The organism is Chryseobacterium indoltheticum, from assembly GCF_003815915.1.
GTDB lineage: Bacteria > Bacteroidota > Bacteroidia > Flavobacteriales > Weeksellaceae > Chryseobacterium > Chryseobacterium indoltheticum.
The window spans coordinates 2,842,091-2,861,106 of record NZ_CP033929.1 but is presented as its reverse complement, the minus strand read 5'-3'; the positions used below and the strand labels follow the sequence as shown (position 1 = coordinate 2,861,106).

Annotated in this window: 15 protein-coding genes; 7 read left to right on the top strand and 8 right to left on the bottom strand. The window is 35.7% G+C overall.

Annotated features, from left to right (window positions below):
* Positions 1-14: 14 nt before the first annotated feature.
* From EG358_RS13275 to EG358_RS13255, 5 genes are all read right to left on the bottom strand, one after another.
* Positions 15-968, bottom strand: coding sequence for an ATP-grasp domain-containing protein (locus EG358_RS13275; RefSeq protein WP_076559952.1), 954 nt, complete (start codon positions 966-968; stop codon positions 15-17).
* Between the two features lie 42 nt (positions 969-1,010).
* Positions 1,011-1,721, bottom strand: a complete 711-nt coding sequence (locus EG358_RS13270; protein ID WP_076559954.1) for an alpha/beta hydrolase-fold protein — start codon at positions 1,719-1,721, stop codon at positions 1,011-1,013.
* Positions 1,722-1,776: 55 nt separating this feature from the next.
* Entirely contained in the window at positions 1,777-2,988 is a 1,212-nt protein-coding gene (locus EG358_RS13265) for an ATP-grasp domain-containing protein (RefSeq protein ID WP_076559956.1), read from the bottom strand.
* A 140-nt stretch (positions 2,989-3,128) separates the two neighbouring features.
* A complete protein-coding gene (locus EG358_RS13260) occupies positions 3,129-4,544 on the bottom strand; it encodes a M17 family metallopeptidase (protein WP_076559958.1) in 1,416 nt (471 codons plus the stop codon).
* Between the two features lie 3 nt (positions 4,545-4,547).
* Complete coding sequence (locus EG358_RS13255; RefSeq protein ID WP_076559960.1) at positions 4,548-5,669, bottom strand: alpha/beta hydrolase; 1,122 nt, start codon at positions 5,667-5,669, stop codon at positions 4,548-4,550.
* Positions 5,670-5,838: 169 nt separating this feature from the next.
* Here EG358_RS13255 and glgB point away from each other — a divergent pair, with 169 nt between their 5' ends.
* The 7 genes from glgB (at position 5,839) to apaG (ending at position 16,483) form a co-directional block, all read left to right on the top strand.
* A complete protein-coding gene (glgB, locus tag EG358_RS13250; RefSeq protein WP_174565091.1) occupies positions 5,839-7,788 on the top strand; it encodes a 1,4-alpha-glucan branching protein GlgB in 1,950 nt (649 codons plus the stop codon).
* A complete protein-coding gene (locus EG358_RS13245; RefSeq protein ID WP_076559964.1) occupies positions 7,785-9,191 on the top strand; it encodes a glycogen synthase in 1,407 nt (468 codons plus the stop codon). The genes glgB and EG358_RS13245 overlap by 4 nt, the downstream gene beginning before the upstream one ends.
* A 17-nt stretch (positions 9,192-9,208) precedes the next feature.
* Complete coding sequence (locus EG358_RS13240; protein WP_076559966.1) at positions 9,209-10,477, top strand: glucose-1-phosphate adenylyltransferase; 1,269 nt, start codon at positions 9,209-9,211, stop codon at positions 10,475-10,477.
* A 189-nt stretch (positions 10,478-10,666) separates the two neighbouring features.
* Complete coding sequence (locus tag EG358_RS13235; protein ID WP_076559968.1) at positions 10,667-11,707, top strand: SRPBCC domain-containing protein; 1,041 nt, start codon at positions 10,667-10,669, stop codon at positions 11,705-11,707.
* Positions 11,708-11,830: 123 nt separating this feature from the next.
* The gene (locus EG358_RS13230) at positions 11,831-14,644 is read left to right on the top strand and encodes a 2-oxoglutarate dehydrogenase E1 component (protein WP_076559970.1); all 2,814 of its coding nucleotides are present in this window, start codon (positions 11,831-11,833) and stop codon (positions 14,642-14,644) included.
* Positions 14,645-14,765: 121 nt separating this feature from the next.
* Entirely contained in the window at positions 14,766-16,013 is a 1,248-nt protein-coding gene (gene odhB, locus EG358_RS13225; protein ID WP_076559972.1) for a 2-oxoglutarate dehydrogenase complex dihydrolipoyllysine-residue succinyltransferase, read from the top strand.
* Positions 16,014-16,096: 83 nt separating this feature from the next.
* Positions 16,097-16,483: a Co2+/Mg2+ efflux protein ApaG gene (gene apaG, locus EG358_RS13220; RefSeq protein WP_076559974.1), complete on the top strand. Its 387-nt coding sequence runs from the start codon at positions 16,097-16,099 to the stop codon at positions 16,481-16,483.
* A 63-nt stretch (positions 16,484-16,546) separates the two neighbouring features.
* Here apaG and EG358_RS13215 read toward each other — a convergent pair whose 3' ends face one another.
* The 3 genes from EG358_RS13215 to EG358_RS13205 are packed head-to-tail and all read right to left on the bottom strand — an operon-like array spanning position 16,547 to position 18,994.
* Positions 16,547-17,101 carry a 3'-5' exonuclease gene (locus EG358_RS13215; protein WP_076559976.1) on the bottom strand — a complete coding sequence of 185 codons (555 nt, stop codon included), beginning with the start codon at positions 17,099-17,101 and terminating at the stop codon, positions 16,547-16,549.
* A 30-nt stretch (positions 17,102-17,131) separates the two neighbouring features.
* Positions 17,132-18,115 carry a glycosyltransferase family 2 protein gene (locus EG358_RS13210; RefSeq protein ID WP_076559978.1) on the bottom strand — a complete coding sequence of 328 codons (984 nt, stop codon included), beginning with the start codon at positions 18,113-18,115 and terminating at the stop codon, positions 17,132-17,134.
* Positions 18,116-18,994: a lysophospholipid acyltransferase family protein gene (locus tag EG358_RS13205; RefSeq protein WP_076559980.1), complete on the bottom strand. Its 879-nt coding sequence runs from the start codon at positions 18,992-18,994 to the stop codon at positions 18,116-18,118.
* Positions 18,995-19,016: the final 22 nt, after the last annotated feature.

Sequence of the window (19,016 nt, the reverse complement as noted above, 5' to 3'; positions counted from 1 at the left end):
GTTTTTTTAATGTTTTATTTTACAGAATCTTTTACAAAGGTTCCCCACGAAATATTAGGTTTTCCGGGAACGTATTCTTTAGCTTTTTCAATGGCTAATTTTGCAGAATGTTCTACAATCCATGCGAAATTTTCTTCTCCAACAGAGTTCTTGTCTGCATCAGGAGCTGGATTACAAAAATCAATCGCATACGGAATTCCGTCTTTTACCGCAAATTCAACGGTGTTGAAATCATATCCTAAAGCCTGGTTCATTTTAATCGTGTAATCATGAATTGTTTTCAGTAGTTTTTTTAAATCTTCACCTTCCGTCTGATGCGTTGTTTCATATCTCAGATGAGGTGCATTTCTTGGCTCGTAAGGCATGATGTGAACGTATTTTTGCCCTAAACAATACACTCTGTAATAATCCTGAAATACAATTTCTTCCTGAACCATCATGACCAATTGCTCTGTTTCGCTTAGTTTATCCCAAAGATCCTGCGGATTTTCTACTCTGTAAACGCTTTTCCAGCCACCGCCGTCGTGAGGTTTCATGTATGCCGGAAATCCTACATAATCAAAGATGTATTCCCAATCGTGTGGAAATTTTAAATTTCTGAATGAAGTTTCTGAAGTGTCGGTAGGTCTTTCATGTGAAGGAAGCAAAACTGTTTTAGGCAAAGGAATTCCGAGTTTCGTCATTAGAGCATTGTTGAAGAATTTTTCATCAGCGCTCCACCAAAAAGGATTATTAATGACATAGGTTCCATTTAAAGCTGCGTTTTTCAGATAAGCTCTGTAAAAAGGGACATCCTGGGAAATTCGGTCGATAATTACAGCATATCCGTAGTCTGCACCTTGTTCCAGTTTATCTATATTCACTGCTTCAGCGATAATTTCTCCCTTTCCGAGCTCGTTTACTTTATCAATAAATGCCCACGGAAAAGTGTCTTCCATCCCGAATAAAATTCCTACTTTTTTTGCCATAATTTTGTTTTTTTATTAGTATTAATATTTTGAATTATTTGATTAGAAAAATGTGCCTATATATGTTGGGAAAGTCATTCTCCAGAGAGGCCAGTCGTGATTGATCCATCTTTTTTCATCGTACCAGAAATCAATTCCTTTGGAGGCTAAAATAGCTGCCATTTCCACATTTTTATCTTTACAGATGTCTTCATCTGAGGTGCTCAAAACAATATGCATGTGTTTGTATTTCCATGCCTCATCATTTTTCACAAACTCTCTCGGACAGTTAAAATAAACGAGGTCATCATCATATCCATCCATAAAATTTCTGATGCTGAATGCGCCCGAAAGACAGAATAAATGCGAAATCACATCAGGAAATCTGAATGCAAAATTCGCTGCATGATAACCCCCGAAACTCGCTCCTGCAATAGCAACACGATGTACTTGATGAATCTTTTGAATATAAGGAACAAACTCCTGAATCAGAAACTGCACGTATTTTTCATAATTTCTGATTCTTTGCTGAGGCGAAATTTTTTCGTCATAAAAACTCCAAGAATCAATCGTCTGTATATTGTATAGTTTCACTTTTCCCTGCTCAATAAAATAATTGATACTGCTGTTCAGGTGAAAATCATGGTTTTGAGTATATAAACCCTGAGAAGTCGGAAACATAATAATCGGATAGCCATAATGTCCTGTAATTTCTACTTTTAGGCTTGTTCCTAATATGTGTGAGTAATAATCAGTATGTTCTATGTGTGGCATATTTTTTATAATTGATAAGTAATGAGTAATAGATAATAATTTTGCATCTAGCATCTTAGCTTGATGGTTTGTCTTTCGGAGGAAGTACATTCAGCATTTCAGCGTGAATCTTTTCTGCTGCAAAATCTAATCTTTCCTGAACAATAGCAGAATCGCTTGATTTGTAAACAATTCCTACATGATAATCAATTGGAAGAAATTTTACGACCTCCTCACACTCAAAATCCTTATAATTGGGAGCTAAATCTTTAATCAATGCGACAATTAATCCTGAATAATATCCTGTAGGTTTTGAAACTTCATAATGATTGCCTCTTAAAAGCGCATCTTCAATTTTTGCCCATTCTCGCCAAATATTAATATTGCTCGAAGCCTCGACTAAATCAGGAATATGAGCGCCTCCCACTCTTGAAGAGGTTTCAAGGAAATACCATTTTCCATCTTCTTTACCACGAATAAACTCTGTGTGAGTAGCCCCGTTTTGTAAACCGAAATTCGATAAAACTTTCGCATTGGCTTCTTCTAAAGCTTTGAATTCTTCAGAATATCTACCTAAAGTTTTGGTGCGGAAAACGCCACCTTCGTGAGAGACCTGCATCGGAGGAGCAAGATATTTTGAAGCCGAGGTAAAGACAATTTCTTTATTAAATGTTAAGCTGTCAACGTGATAAACGTCACCGGGTTTAAAGCTTTCAAGAAGAAATAGATGTCTCTCTTCGCCAAGCTTTTCAAGTGCTTCCCAAAGTTCTTCCTGATTTTTTAACTTTTTGATTCCTGAGGCCGAAGCTTCTGATCGTGGTTTTAAAACCCAGGGCGGAGAAACTTTATCAAAGAAATCTTTTACTTCCTGATCATTAAACACGGCGATGAATTCAGGAACATTGATTGCGGAATCTTTTGCTTTCTGCCGCATGGCCAGTTTGTCTCTGAAATAACGATGCGTTGTCTGTCCCATTCCGGGGATACGGAATGTCTCACGAATCAGAGCTGCTTTTTCAACATCATAATCATCTAAGGCGATAACCGCATCTACTTTTCGACTTTTCATCAAATGAGAGAAGCCCTGAATAAGGTGGTCGAGATTCCAAACCGAAGGTTTAAGTTCGGGCATGTAGAAAACTTCATCAACAGCGTGCCATGGCCAGTTTTTGTCTTTTAAATTCTCCGACGTAATGAGGATAATTTTATTTCCGAGTTTTTTCATCTCATCCATAAAATCGTAACCTTTATAGTAGCACGAAATGCACACGATGGTTTTCTCCTTCATATAATGATTTTTAATTTTTATTAAATTATAAAAAATAAAAGCTTATGATTATTGATTATTTAATACTAAAAACTGGTAATCGATATGCTTTTGAAAATTACTAATCAAGTATAAGAAGAAAATTTTTAAAAAACTAATTTTTAATGATAATTTTCAATTAAATCGGCCAATAGTTGTACTCCAAAGCCGGTTGCTGCTTTATCTTTAGCATATCCTACGTTTCCAAACGCCACTCCTGCAATGTCGAGATGTGCCCAGTTTGGATGACCTTCGATGAACTGCTCCAAAAATTTCGCAGCAATAATACAGTCACCGAGAGGCTTCATTGATATATTTTTAAAATCGGCAACATCAGATTTGAAATCATCCAACCAAACATCCCATAAAGGTAGATTCCAAAGGCGTTGATTGGTTTTATCACCTGTTTTAAGCAACATGTTTTTCAAGTCTTCATTGTTCGAAAACATTGCCCCGCAAGTATCTCCAAACATCCTTACAGAACTTCCTGTAAGGGTTGCAAGATCGATCAAAATATCAGTTTTGTAATTTTTTGAAAGATAAGATAAACCATCTGCAAGAGTCATTCTGCCTTCTGCATCGGTGTTTAAAACTTCAATTGTTTTTCCGTTGTAAGCAGTAATTACATCGCTGGGTAAATAGGCATTTTCTGAAACTGCGTTGTCAGTAATCGGTAAAATCGCGGTAATGTTAACGGGAAGTTTCATTTGTGATGCATAAATGAGCGCACCAATCACGGCTGTTGCGCCTCCCATATCAGATTTCATGTAGTGCATATTGTCTGACGCCTTAATGGATATTCCTCCTGTATCAAATAAAACGCATTTTCCTACAAGCCCGAAAGTTTTGGCATTTTTCTCCGTTGTTTTATATTCTAAAATTGTAAAAGCCGCATCGTAAGCACTTCCCTGATTTACCGAAAGGAAAGCTCCCAGACCCAATTCTTCGCATTTTTTTCTATTAAAAACGGTATATTTCAACTGGTTTTTCTTGGCTAGATTTTTAAGATAAGTATTGAAAATTTCAGGCTTTTTTAAATTAGCTGGTTTATTAAGCCAATCCTGACAAGCTGCTTGTCCTTCGCAAATGGCATCTATTCTTAAAGAAATAGTTTCGAGTTTTTTCTGACTTAAATTTCCGAAGTGAAGCTCAAAAGACTCGTTCCAAAAAGGATGATTTTTATCAAATGGATAGGCGTAAGTTCCCAAGAGCATTCCTTTTGCGAAATCTTCAAACTGTTTTTCATTAATAAATTCAGAGATCAATAGGGTAGGAACGGTTTGTATATTTTTTTTCTGAGTCTGAGAAAATTTCATTCCAATCTGTTGAAATTCAAAATTCTGTAAAGTTTCTTTTCCTAGACCTATATAATAAATAATAGTTTCTTCACTTGTTTCAATGAAAATTTCGTGTTTTTTACCTGCGAAAAGCAGTGTTATATTTTTGTTGAAATTTTTAGAATGTAAATCCCAGGTTTCTTCTGTAAATAATTGAAAGATCTGTGTGTACTGTTTATTTTTTTTGTTGAATAATTTCATAATCTAATTTTTAATAGTGTCTTGATGAGGTTTTACTTCTACAGGGTTTTCGGTATTATTATAAAACAACCATTCGATTGCCCTCGGAAATTCCTGAGACCAGTGAAATTCGCTGTGAGAACCTTCGGGATTTATATTAGTTTTAAATTCAAAATCAAAAAGATTTTTCTTTTCCCATCTTTCCAGATAATTTTCGAATAGCTGGATTCTTTTTACCATTTTAGAACCTTCCTTTTCGCCTCCGTACAAATAAATTTTCATTTTATAGGGAATTTTAAAACTCATCATCGGAAATCTGTTGTTGGGTTCCACCCAAAGTGAAGGCGAAAAAATCAACAGTTTTGAATAAACTTCTGGATATAAAAATCCGCTATAGATACTGATTAAAGCGCCTAAAGAACTTCCGCCGATTCCTGTGTTTTCACGGTCTTTTTTGGTGCGGTAATGATCGTCAACGAAAGGTTTTAATGTATCTGCAATAAAACGGATGTATTTTTTTCCTTCGGAACCTTTTGTGATATTGTCGTTATCAAAAATATATTCCTTAATTCGGTCTTCACTGCCGTGTTCTACCGCAATTACGATAACGTCTCCACGACCGTATTCAGCAAGTATAGATAGTTTTTTGTCGATTTCCCAATTTCCGTACTTACTTCCTTCGTTAAATAAATTCTGCGCATCCTGAAGATAAAGCACGGGATATTTTTTATCTGAAATATAATAATCGTAGGGAAGAAGTGCCCAGACTTTGCGGTAACGCTCCAGCTGTGGAATGTAAAACTCTTCAGATATAATTTCAACAATAGGGAAAAACTCGTCTTTGAAAGGTCCCCAGTTGAGTCTCCATTTTTCTACAAAATCAATAGCTTTTGCCGAATGTTTCTGGATTTTCCGGTTTGGCGTAATATTTCCGTATTGGTCTAATTCTACATTTTCCCAGCCTCCTTTTGTGAATTTGTATTCGATCTCATCCGGAAGCAACTGATCATCAATCTCAATGCTGTATGTACTTTCATCCGAAATATCGAGTTGAAAATTGTAATCTTTCGGGTTCCATTTATTAAAATTTCCGGTGATAAAAATAGGTCTGCTGTCTTTTTCTGCCGTATTGAGTGTAAATTTCATTAAGTGTTTTTAACGGTTTAAAACTTTTAAATTTATAAAAAATATTTTTATGAATTCTTTTTAATATTGATTAAAAATAGCTTCTGCCAAGGGAAAATTTCATATATTTGATAGTCATCGTTATTCAGTAAAGATAGATGTAGATGATTTAGACCAAAAACCGATTATGATGAATTTTGTAAAAACCTACACCCTTTTTACGGATCACGATGTATATCTTTTCAAAGAAGGTAAACATTACAAGCTCTATGAAAAGTTTGGTGCGCATTCTGTTGAAAAAGACGGAGTAAAGGGGGTTTATTTTTCGGTTTGGGCTCCGAATGCGAAAAAAGTGTCTGTTATAGGGAACTTTAACAACTGGAATCACCGTGAACATATTCTTTTTCCCAGATGGGATCAATCCGGTATCTGGGAGGGTTTTATTCCTGCGCTTTCGTGGGGTACACTTTATAAATATGCGATAGAAACAGCTCAGGGACAGATTTTAGAAAAAAGCGATCCTTATGCATTAAGCTGGGAACAAAACCTTCAGGCAGCTTCCATGGTTTCTACCAACTGGTACGAATGGGAAGATAAGGAATGGCTCGAAAAACGCTGGAAGAAAAACAGTCTAGATGCGCCTATTTCTGTTTATGAAATACATTTAGCTTCATGGATGCGAAATGAAGATCATCCTGAATTATTTTTAAATTATAGAGATATAGCCGCAAAGCTGGTTACGTATATTACCGAAATGGGTTTTACGCATGTAGAATTTATGCCTGTAATGGAGTATCCGTATGATCCGAGTTGGGGATATCAGATAACCGGTTTTTTTGCCGCAACCTCTCGCTTCGGCTCTCCGCAGGATTTAATGTTTCTGATTAATGAACTTCACAAAAATAATATTGGCGTTATTTTAGATTGGGTTCCTTCGCATTTTCCGGGTGATGCCAATGGTTTGCATCGTTTTGACGGTTCTTATTTATATGAACATGAAGATCCGAGAAAAGGGTTTCATCCGGATTGGAAATCATATATTTTTAATTATGGGCGAAATGAAGTGAAGTCTTTCCTGATCTCAAATGCAGTGTTCTGGCTAGATCGTTATCATGCAGATGGGCTTCGGGTAGATGCAGTAACGTCTATGCTTCATCTGGATTACTCAAGAAATGAAGGTGAATGGGAACCTAATATTTTTGGTGAAAACGTAAATCTTGAAGCGAAAACTTTCCTACAGGAATTTAATACTGCCGTTTATAAAGAATTCGGAGATAATATAATAACCATTGCAGAAGAAAGTTCAGATTTTCCAATGCTGACAAAACCTGTGCACGACGGTGGCGTAGGATTTGGAATGAAATGGATGATGGGCTGGATGCATGATACTTTATTTTACTTTAAAGAAGATCCTGCAGACCGAAAAAACCATCACCACAAGCTCACTTTTTCGTCGATGTACATGTATAATGAAAATTATATGATTCCGCTTTCACATGATGAAGTGGTGCATGGAAAAGCCAGTTTGATCTACAAGATGAAAGGTGACGAATGGCAGAAATTTGCCAATCTCAGAGCCTTGTATGTTTATATGTTTACCCATCCCGGAGCAAAATTGCTTTTTATGGGAGATGAATTCGGGCAAACCAACGAATGGAATTTTAAGAAAAGCTTAGATTGGCATTTATTGCAATATACGGTACATAAAGGTTTGCAAACTTTAGTGAAAGATTTGAATCATCTTTATAAAAGCGAAACAGCACTTTTTGAAAATCAGTTTAACCAAAATGGTTTTGAATGGGTTGAAGCCAACGATCAGGATAATTCCGTTTATATTTATTTAAGAAAAGGGAAGAAAAGAGATGATGTTTTTATGGTGATCTTAAATCTTACGCCTAATGTTTTAGATTATAAAGTTGGCGTAAATTCAGGCACACAATGGGAAGTGGTTCTTAATTCTGATGATGAAAAATATAGTGGAAGCGGAGTAGTTGCCAATATTTTCAGAGAAGATCGTGATGAATGGATGAATCGTCCAAAATCAATCAGTCTCAATCTTCCGCCACTTTCAGGAATAGTTTTAAGACAGAGAAAAGATAAAAATTATAAATTAAATAGGATTAAACAACATAAAAAATGACAATATTTCACCTCAGTACAGAATGTTATCCCGTAGCAAAAGTTGGCGGACTTGCAGATGTGGTCGGTGCTTTACCAAAATATCAGAATAAAATAAAAGACGTCAATGCAAAAGTGGTAATGCCTTGGTACAACAAGCATTTTGTGTATGATTATGATTTTGAAATAGTTTTTGACGGTTTTATTCATCAGGGATCCAATATGCTTCAGGTACAGGTGTTGAAAGAGACTACTGATGTATTGGGATTTGAATTGTTTATGGTGAAAATACCGGGATTACTTGACCGCGAAAATCCTTACGGATATGCAGATGAAAATTTTCAGTTTTTAGCTTTCCAACATGGCGTTCTGCATTGGTTGTCTGCCATGAAAATACGTCCTGATGTTTTGCATTGTCATGATTATCACACAGGTTTGGTTCCTTTTATGATAGAAAACTGTTACGAATTTGAATTTCTGAAAGGCGTTAAAACTGTCGGAACCATTCACAACGGCGAATATCAGGGAATGATGAGTTGGGATATGGTAAGCTATATGCCTGCTTTTGATCATTATAAATGGGGACTTCTGGATTGGAATGGTCTTATCAATCCTTTGGCTAGTATGATTAAATGCTGCGGTGCTTTTACGACAGTTTCGGAGGGTTACCTTGAAGAGTTGTTTGTGAGCTTCAGAGGTCTTGAAAGTTTAGTAAGAGAAGAGTTCTCTAAAGCATACGGGATTATCAACGGTATCGATACCGATGTCTGGAATCCTCAGACCGATCCGATGATCGATTTTAATTTTAACACTAAAAACGTTTTAAAAACGAAGAAAAAAAATAAAATTAAACTTTGTAAGGAATATGGCTTAAATCCTGATCTTCCTTTATTTGCATTTATCGGAAGATTTGCCACAGAAAAAGGTGCCGATTTGCTGCCGGATCTAATCTGGAGAAGCATAAAGCAAAGTTTTGGAGGGTTAAATATTATGGTGCTTGGCTCAGGTAATGCTTATATAGAACAACAGTTGAGAGAGCTTAATTCTGTATACTCGAATTTTGCCACAGATATAGGATATAAAGAACATCTTTCTCACAAAATTTACGCTTCGGCAGATTTTTTGTTGATGCCTTCTAGAGTTGAACCTTGTGGTCTCAATCAGATGTATGCGATGCGTTACGGAACTGTTCCTGTCGTAAGCTACACCGGCGGATTGAGAGATACTGTAAAAGATATTACAACCGGAGGTTCCGGCTTGAATTTTACTTACCCAGGGGTAGATGATATCATTCACGCAATGAGCCGTGCTTTGAATATTTATAAAGACAAAGCGAAAATGGATGAATTGATTTTGTCTAATATGAAATTTGACTTTGCATGGGAAAAATCAGCAGAAAAGTATTTAACACTATATAAAAATTAAACAAAACGCAGATATTTATGAAACACAACGTCATTTCCATTGTGTTGGGAGGAGGTAGAGGAACAAGGCTTTTTCCGTTAACGTATACAAGATCAAAACCTGCTGTTCCTATTGCCGGAAAATACAGATTGGTAGATATTCCGATTTCAAATTGTCTTAATTCAGGGCTTAATAAGATATTGGTTTTAACCCAGTTTAATTCGGCTTCCCTCAATTCGCACATCAAAAATTCTTACCACTTTGATATTTTTAGTCAGGGTTTTGTAGATATTTTGGCGGCTGAGCAGAATGTTGACAGCGACAGTTGGTTTCAGGGTACTGCAGATGCGGTTCGCCAATCGATGAAGCATCTTGAGAAGTACGATTATGAGTATATTCTTATTCTTTCCGGAGATCAGTTGTATCAGATGGATTTTAATGAAATGCTCGATTTTCATATTGATAATGGTGGTGATGTTACAATTGCAACCATTCCCGTTAATGCAAAAGATGCAACGGGTTTCGGAATTTTAAAATCTGATGATGAAGGGAATATTACTTCATTTGTTGAGAAGCCGGGCTTTGATGAGCTTGACGGTCTGCAATCTGAAGTTTCAGATGAAAACAAAGTGAAAGGAAAAGAATTCTTAGCATCGATGGGAATTTATATTTTCTCTAAAAGTATCCTTAAAAAAATGTTTGAAGATGGTGCGGGAGACGATTTCGGAAAAGATATTATCCCAAATTCTATCGGAAAATATACAACACTTAGTTACCAATACGAAGGATATTGGACAGATATAGGAACAATTGAATCTTTCTACGAAGCCAACTTAGACCTTTGCCACGATTTCCCGCAGTTTAATCTGTTTTCTTCAGCACCTATTTTTACGCGTGCTAGAATGCTTCCACCTTCGAAAGTTAATGGCTCTTATGTAAGTAAGGCGGTATTCGGAGACGGATGTATCATTATGGCAGATAAAATAGAAAATTCTGTGATTGGAAACCGTACAAGAGTTGATAAAGGAAGCACGATTGTAAATTCTTATATTATGGGAGCCGATTTTTATCAAAATACTTTAGAGATTGTAGATAACGACCGAAAAGGTTTACCCAACATGGGAATCGGAAAATATTGCTATATCGAAAAAGCGATTTTAGATAAAAACTGCTACATCGGCGACAATGTAAGAATTATTGGAGGAAAACATCTTCAGGATGGTGATTACGGAACACATTCGGTACAGGACGGAATTGTTGTGGTGAAAAAAGGTGCAATGCTTCCTCCGGGAACTCATATCGGATAAGGGGTTAGAAGTTTGATGCTGGAAGATGGATGTTTTTGAGAGTTAATAACTTTCAAGTTTAGGTTTTGATTTAAAATTTTACAGCCGAATATTAAACATCAAGCATCAAACCTCCATCACCCATCAAAAATAAAAAACAAGAGTGATCAAGATATTGGTCACTTTTTTTATTTGTATTACTTTTGTGCGATGCGTTTTTTCAAAATCATAGCGGTTATTATAATTTTGTTGGTGGGTGCTTATGCGGCTTCCATGTACTATTTTGTAGATGAAAGTAAAGAGTTTACCATAGAAAAAGAGGTTGATTATCCTGTGGAAAAGGTTTTTAACCAGTTTAATAATTTGCAGAATTTCACCCGTTGGAATAATTTCTTTTCAAGTTCAAAAAGTATTGCCATTGATTACTATTCTCCTTACGAAGGAAAAGGAAGCGCTATCAGCTACAATGATCCTAAAAGTGAAGATGGAGGCGAGATGTTTATCCGTTATGAAAATCCCAACAAAACGCTGAGGTATCAGCTTTTTGAAGATGAAGATGAAAATCCTACTTTGATTGATGTGAAATTTACAGCAGTTTCAGCCGAAAAAACAAAAATTACCTGGTATGTTCATACGCCAAAATTATCGGTTTTATCAAGAGCCCAGAATTTTTGGACGGAAGATAAATTTGCAGAAAATATTGATAAAAGCATGCTTAATCTTAAAAATGTTTTAAGCAATAAAGTGGAAAAAGATAATCAGCTGGCTGCGATAAAATATGACAGTCTCATGGTTGAAAAAGAGGAAGAAAAAATGATTTTGGGAGTGAATGTAAGTACTTCCAATAAAAAAGATGCTTTGTACAGAAACATCGTTATGAATTACAACAAAATAAATAATTTCGTAACGATGGATTTAGGCAAAAAAAATGATGAAGTAGGATACCCTGTTCTTATCACTGATGCCGACAATTTTAAAGATAACGAGGTGTCTTATTTTTTCGGAATTCCATTGTCAAAAAAAATAGGAATTGCAGATAATAATTTCAGTTTCAGATCTGTGAGCCCCACAGAAAATTATGTGATGTATTACAAAGGATCTTATTCGGCGAGAATAAAAGCAATTCAGCAGCTTATACAAAAAGCAAAGAAAGATGAGATGCGCTATGGTGATGTTTATCAGACTTTTATAGAGCCGCCTGTAGATGGTCAGAATGTTAATATGAAACTTTCTCTCTCTGTTTACAGATGATTTTTTCCCAATTATCTTTTTTATATTTTTTTTAAGGTTTTGAGGCTATCCCAACTCGGTTTTTTTTATTAAATTTGAAGATTAATACGTTAAACAAAATTTAATAATAGATAAACTGTAATAATGGACAGATTTTCATTCCTAAACGCAGCTCATTCTCAGTTAATTGAGGATTTATACCAACAATACTTAAAATTCCCTGACTCCTTAGAACCATCATGGAAAGCCTTTTTTCAAGGCTTTGATTTTGCGATTGAGAACTACAGTGATGACGAAAGCATCCAGTATGTACAAAATTCGGTGAAATCTTCACCTGCAGTACAGCAGATTTCTCAGGCGGCTTCAAATGGTGAAGTTCCGGAGCACATCAAGAAGGAATTTAAGGTGGTAAACCTTATTGAAGCTTACAGAACGAGAGGTCACTTGTTTACCAAAACCAATCCGGTGCGTGAAAGAAGGCATTATACGCCGACTTTGGATATTGAAAATTTTGGTCTTGACAAGTCAGATTTAAATACAAAATTCAACTGCGCAGTTGAAACAGGAATGAAAGGTCCTGCAACTTTACAGGATTTGATCACGCATTTGCAAAGCATCTACTGCGATTCTATCGGTGTGGAATATATGCACATCAACAATGTTCAGGAGAAAGATTTTATTAAGCAGTGGCTTCAGGTAAACGAAAACCACCCAGTTCTTTCTGCAAACGAAAAAACTGAAATTTTGTTGAAGTTAAATCAGGCGGTAGCGTTTGAAAATTATCTTCACACAAAATTTGTTGGCCAGAAAAGATTCTCACTTGAAGGTGGTGAAACTTTAATTCCAGCTTTGGATCAGTTGATCTCAAGATCTTCTCAACTTGGCGTTGATGAGGTTGTTCTTGGGATGGCTCACAGAGGAAGATTAAATGTTCTTACAAATATTTTCGGGAAATCTTACAAGCAGATTTTCTCAGAATTTGAAGGAAAAGAATTTGAAGAAGATGTATTCTCAGGTGACGTAAAATATCACTTAGGTTCATCCAAAAAAATAAAAACAGCTTCCGGTGAAGAAGTTGCCATTAATTTGACGCCGAACCCGTCTCACTTAGAAACTGTTGCTGCTTTGGTAGTAGGTATTTGCCGTGCAAAAGTAGATGATAAGTATAAAGATTATTCTAAGGTTTTACCAATCATTATCCACGGAGATGGTGCATTGGCAGGTCAGGGTATTGCTTACGAAGTGGCCCAGATGATGACTTTGGAAGGGTATAAAACCGGAGGTACAGTTCATATTGTTGTAAATAACCAGGTGTCATTTACAACCAATTATATGGATGCAAGATCGTCTACATATTGTACAGATATTGCAAAAGTGACAGAATCGCCTGTAATGCACGTGAATGCAGATGATGCTGAAGCGGTAGTTCATGCGATGCATTTTGCAGCTGATTTCAGAGCTAAATTTGGTAAAGACGTTTATATCGATTTATTAGGATACAGAAAATATGGTCATAACGAAGGGGATGAGCCAAGATTTACTCAGCCTAATTTGTATAAACTGATCTCAAAACATCCTAACCCAAGAGAGATTTATAAAGAAAAACTGTTGAAAGACAGCGTGACTTCAAATGATGTTATCGCCAAAATGGAAACAGAATTCAAAGCGCTTTTAGATAAAGACTTTGATGCTTCTAAAGAAATCGAAAAGAATGTGATGGATATTTTCATGGCAGATGACTGGACGAATTTCCCGATTGCAAAAAGAGGAGCTGTTCAGGATGCCGTTGATACAAAATATGATTTAGCGAAGTTGAAAGAATTGGCAATTAAAATGTCAACGCTTCCTGCAGATAAAAAATTCATCAACAAAATTACAAGGCTGTTTGATAACAGAATCAAGGCAATTGAAGCAAACTCTTTAGATTGGGCTTTAGGAGAATGGCTGGCTTATGCTACCCTTCTTGTAGAAGGTAACAATGTAAGAATTTCTGGTGAAGATGTAGAAAGAGGAACGTTCTCTCACAGACACGCTGTTGTAAAAACTGAAGATACAGAAGAAGAATATGTTCCCTTAAAAGAAGTTTCAGAAAGCAGATTTGATGTATTCAATTCTCACCTTTCAGAATATGGAGTTTTAGGATTCGATTATGGGTATGCAATGGCATCTCCGAATACTTTAACGATTTGGGAAGCACAGTTCGGAGATTTCGTAAACGGAGCTCAGATTATTGTTGACCAATATCTGGCTGCAGCAGAAGAAAAATGGAAAATTCAGGATGGTTTGGTAATGTTGTTGCCTCACGGTTCGGAAGGCCAGGGAGCAGAACACTCTTCAGCAAGACTGGAAAGATTTCTTACCCTTTGTGCTAACGAAAATATGGTGGTAGCGAATATTACTTCACCAGCAAACTATTTCCACTTGTTAAGAAGACAGTTGAAATGGTCGTTCAGAAAACCATTAATTGTAATGAGTCCAAAATCATTATTAAGACATCCAAAAGTGGTTTCTCCGCTTGAAGATTTCGCAAATAAAGGATTCCAGCCGATTTTAGATGATCCTACTGCAGATCCTGCGAAAGTGGAAAAATTAGTATTGTGTTCTGGTAAATTATACTTCGAATTATTAGCTAAAAAAGAAGAACTGAATTGTGAAAATGTTGCATTAGTAAGATTTGAACAATTGTATCCGCTTCAAAATGACGCTATCGAAGCTGTATTTGCTAAATATGCAAACAAAAAATCAATCGTTTGGGCTCAGGAAGAACCAGAAAACATGGGAGCTTGGTCTTATATCTTAAGAAATTTCAGAGATACAGGAATTCAGGTTGTTTCGCCTGTACCAAGTGGTGCTCCGGCTCCGGGAAGTCACAAAATGTTTGAGAAAAACCAAAATGCTGTAATCAACAGAGTATTCGACAGAGACGATGCTCCGGCTAAAAGACCGGTAACAGCTTAATAAAAAATTAGAAGTTAGAAATTAGAGGTTAGAAATTAGGTTTTAAAAGTCTTTTATCTATTGTCTTCATTCTTCTAGTCTAAAAAAACTTAATATCAATTAAAAAAATAAAAAATACGATATGTCAATTTTAGAAATGAAAGTTCCTTCACCGGGAGAATCAATTACAGAAGTTGAAATTGCAACTTGGCTTGTAAAAGATGGTGATTATGTACAAAAAGATCAACCAATCGCTGAAGTAGATTCAGACAAGGCAACTTTAGAATTACCTGCAGAGGAGAGTGGTATTATCACTTTAAAAGCAGAAGAAGGTGATGTGGTACAAGTAGGTCAGGTTGTTTGTTTAATTGATATGGATGCTGCAAAACCGGAAGGTGCAGCGCCTTCTGCTGAAGTTCCAAAACAGGAAGAAGCGCCTAAAGCTGCTGAACCTGCGAAAGTTGAAGCTCCAAAACCAGCTCCGGCTGCTCCTCAATCTTATGCTACAGGTACTCCTTCTCCGGCTGCCAAGAAAATTCTTGACGAAAAAGGAATTGATGCTGCTCAGGTTTCAGGTTCTGGAAGAGACGGAAGAATCTCTAAATCTGATGCTGAATTAGCTGCTGTTCCGGCAATGGGAGGAAGCTCTTTAACAGCTACAGGTGCTAGATCTACAACAACAACTAAACTTTCAGTTCTTAGAAGAAAAATCGCTCAAAGATTAGTTTCAGTAAAGAACGAAACTGCAATGTTGACGACTTTCAACGAGGTTGATATGTCTGAGATTTTCAGATTAAGAAAACAATATAAAGAAGAATTTGCTCAGAAACACGGAGTAGGACTTGGTTTCATGTCTTTCTTTACAAAAGCGGTTACAAGAGCATTACAAATGTATCCTGATGTGAATGCATCAATTGATGGAGATTTCAAAATAAACTATGATTTCTGCGATATTTCAATTGCCGTTTCAGGTCCTAAAGGATTGATGGTTCCGGTATTGAGAAATGCAGAGAATATGTCTTTCAGCAGTGTTGAAGCCAATATCAAAGATTTAGCTATCAAAGTAAGAGACGGTAAAATTACGGTTGACGAGATGACTGGTGGTACGTTTACTATTACAAACGGTGGTACTTTCGGGTCTATGTTGTCTACGCCAATTATCAACCCGCCACAATCTGCTATCTTAGGAATGCACAACATTATTCAGAGACCGGTTGCGGTTGACGGACAGGTTGTTATTCGTCCAATGATGTATGTTGCAATGTCTTATGACCACAGAATTATCGACGGTAAAGAATCTGTAGGATTCCTTGTTGCGGTAAAAGAAGGGATCGACAATCCGGTAGAAATTCTATTGGGTGGAGACGAAAGAAAAGGCTTAGGATTATAATATTTTTTTAAATAGATATATTTCTACAATCTCGCCTTCAAAAAAGGCGAGATTTTTGTATTTAATGTTTTAAATTGAATGAAATGTTTTCTAAAATTACTTCTAATATCAAGGTTTCGGTAGATCCTGAATATGATAGCAAGAATTCTTATCCTTCAGAAAACCGTTATGTTTTTAAATATAATATCGTCATAGAAAACGATGGTGACTTCCCGATTAAGGTTCTCAAAAGAAAATGGCTTATTTTCGATGTAGGATTTGGGTTTACAGAAGTTGTCGGTGACGGTGTAATAGGTCTGACTCCAGATGTGGAAATCGGGGATAATTTTGCATATTTTTCTAACGTGATGCTGCGTTCAGGCGTTGGAAATATGAGTGGAAAATATCTAGTTGAAAACTCAGATACCAAAGAGCAATTTGAAATTGATATTCCCAAATTTAATCTTTTATCTCAGGTTTTAAGCAATTAATTTGAATAAGATGTTCTCAAATATCCGTTGAAAACAATGATTCTGTATCTGGAAATTTCATGACTAAAGCATTTTGATTTTCTGCTTCATAAAATCTGAAACTTCATCGTTACTTGTAATAAAAAGCTTCTCAAAAGCTAAAAGCGAAATTCTGGCACAAGCTTCTGCATCATCGCCGGCTCTGTGATGTTTAAATTGAATATTATGGTATTCTGCAAGATGTTTTAAACCATATTTTGGAAGATAATTCCATGATTTTTTAGCTAACTGAATACTGCAGAGATAATTTAATTTTGGGGTAAACATCCCATAATAATCAAGGCATCCTTTCAAAACTCCTGCATCAAAACTCGCATTGTGCGCAATCATCAATGTACCATACATCATTTCCTGTACTTCGTACCAGATGTCATCAAATCTCGGTGCATTTTTCACATCGCTTGGTAAAATTCCATGCACATCAATATTTCTCTGATGAAAATACGGGAAGCTTGGCGGTTTTATAAGCCACGTTTTAGTTTCCACAATTTTAGAATCCTGAACAATACATATTCCCAATTCACAAGCAGAATGTCTCTCGTGAGTGGCGGTTTCAAAATCTAATGCGCAGAAATCCATTGTAATAATTTATAAATTATAAGTTACGAATTATTTACTTAAAAAATGCTTGAAAATAAGCCATTTCGTTTGGTAAAACTTTGATTTTTGGTGTTTTTGACGAAGTTTAAGTGTTCCGGGAAGCTGGCTGTAAAACCCAAAATGTCCTCTTCCAACAGCCCAAAGATGAGAGAACCCGTATTTATAGGCAAAATGTAAAGAAGCAACTCCATCTAAGAGCATTCTTATAAATATCACCCAAATCAATTGAGGAAAAGGGAGATTTTTCACCATCATCGAAAGGTTATTTCTAATGTTAAGAAAAGTTTTTTGAGCGCTCTGTTTATTTAAAGTTCCGCCTCCCACATGATAAACCTGTGATTTTCCGGTATAAAATATTTTCTTGCCGGAGTTAATCAATCTCCAGCAAAGATCGATCTCTTCCTGATGTGCAAAAAATCTTTCATCAAAACCATTCTGCTCCCAGAAATCTTTTGATCTTATGAAGAAGCAACATCCTGAAGCCCAGAAAATTTCTGTTTCGTCATTGTATTGCCCTTTATCTTCTTCCAAATCATCAAAAACTCTTCCTCTGCAATACGGATACCCCAAATTATCGATCAAACCACCTGCAGCTCCGGCAAATTCAAAATAATTTTTATTGTTAAAAGACAAAATTTTAGGCTGAATTGCAGCAATTGATTTATCTTTTTTAAATAAATCTAAAACAGGCTTAATCCAGTTTTCTGTAACTTCCACATCAGAATTCAGAAGACAATAATATTCTGCATTTATTTTTTTTAAACCTTCATTATAACCTCCGGCAAAACCATAATTTTTATCATTAATTACAATTTTTACAGTAGGAAAGTTTTGTTTTAAAAAATCAATAGAATCATCTGTCGAATGATTATCGATAACGTAAATTTCAGCTTCTTCAGAAAAGCGGATAACATTTGGAAGAAATTTTTGAAGCCAGTTTTTACCGTTCCAGTTTAAAATAACTACGGCTATATTTTTAGAATTTTCTGTCATTTATTCGCCATCATAAGTTTTAATAGAATCCTGATATTTCCACTTTCTGTGTGACCAAAGATAATTGTCGGGATTTTTTCTGATCGTATTTTCAAGTAGCTGATGAAATTTTCTTACGACTTCATTTTTTACGAACTTTTCTCCATCAGGATAAATTCTGTGATAATTAACCTGATAAAAACCTCTTTTTACCTTCTTCATTTCACAATAAATAAAAATCAGATCCATTCTTGTTGCTAGTTTATCATAACCGATAAAAGCAGGAGTTCGCTGGTTTAAAAATTTTAAACCATAATTGACGTGAGCAACATGCGGAGTCTGATCTGCTACAAACATATAAATAGATTCACCATCATTTTGGTTCCTAAAAATATTTAAAATAACTTCATTAGCCTCTAAAGCTTCGTTTCCGAACTTGTTTCGGACTTTTTTCATCTGATCTTCCCAAAAGCTGCTGTTTACCTTTCTATAAACTGGATGTGAGTTTTTTTGTGGAGTCAGTGTTGCCAAAGCATTCATCCATTCCCAGTTAAAAACGTGTCCCGCCATGAGAATGATATTTTTGCCTTCAGCTTTAGCCTCGTGGAATAAATGCTGATTGATATGCTGCATTCTGACACGCGTTTCAGTTTCAGAAATACTGAATGACTTTACAGTCTCAGCCAAATAATCTGAGAAATTTAAGTAGAATTTCTTTCGTATTTCTTTAATTTCCTGATCTGTTTTTTCAGGAAAAGAATTTTTTAAATTTTGAGTAATAATCTTCTTTCTGTAGCCGACAAAATAGAAATTTAAAAAGAAGATGATATCCGAAAAAATATATAATATTTTAAGCGGCATCTTAGAAATCAGGAAAAGTATTTTAATCAGAAAATTCATAAAGTATGCAAATTTAGTGATA